At 73.5% G+C, this 773-nt stretch carries 1 protein-coding gene and 1 pseudogene; both read left to right on the top strand.

Annotation, left to right across the window (positions count from 1 at the left end):
• A pseudogene (locus tag C667_RS23575) lies at positions 1 to 258 on the top strand (hydrogenase maturation protein); the annotation flags it as partial.
• A gap of 17 nt (positions 259 to 275) precedes the next feature.
• The coding region (locus C667_RS23570; RefSeq protein WP_004391414.1) for a response regulator at positions 276 to 773 on the top strand (498 nt) is incomplete at its 3' end.

The raw sequence follows: 773 nt of genomic DNA, 5'->3' as shown, positions 1-773 counted from the left end.
CTCGCCGACGACCCGGGGCTCGCCGCGCGCATCGCCGACAAGGCCCGCCGCCGCGCCGCCGACGAGGCCGCGAAGCCGCTCGCCGCCTACCGCGCCGCCGAGCTCGACATGATGCGGCGCAATTTCTACGGTTTCGACCCGAGCTACCATGTGGCGCGCTACCACTTCGTGCTGAAGAGCCCGCAATCGTGGACGCCGCGCCACCTCGCCCGCCATCGCGAGCTGGGCTGGCGGGCGCCCGCCGCATCCGCCGCCTGAAGGAAACGCCTCCCGCCATGCCCGCCCCGACCCTGCCCACCGTCCTCGTCGTCGATGACGAGCTGCGCTCGCAGGAGGCGCTGCGGCGCACGCTGGACGAGGAGTTCGAGGTGTTCACCGCCTCGTCGGCGGCGGAGGCGCTGGAGATCCTCGCGCGCGAGTGGATCCAGGTCGTGCTCACCGACCAGCGCATGCCGGGCACCTCGGGCGTGGCGCTGCTGCGCGAGGTGCGCGAGCGCTGGCCGGACGCAGTGCGCATCATCGTCTCGGGCTACACCGACTCCGAGGACATCATCGCCGGCATCAACGAGGCCGGCATCTTCCAGTACCTGCTCAAGCCCTGGCAGCCCGAGCAGCTCCTGCTGACCCTGCGCAACGCCGCGCAGCTGCAGCGCCTGCAGGCCGAGAACGAGCGCCTCGGCCTGGACCTCAAGGTGGCCGCGCCGGTGCTGCGCCAGCGCGTCGCCGGCAAGCGCGAGGCGGTGCGCGGCCGCCAGCGCGGCGGCGCCCTGCTG

It is taken from the genome of Thauera phenylacetica B4P (assembly GCF_000310225.1).
Taxonomy (GTDB): Bacteria; Pseudomonadota; Gammaproteobacteria; order Burkholderiales; family Rhodocyclaceae; genus Thauera; species Thauera phenylacetica.
Note: the sequence above shows the minus strand (reverse complement) of the source record. Positions and strands in the feature narration are given on the sequence as shown.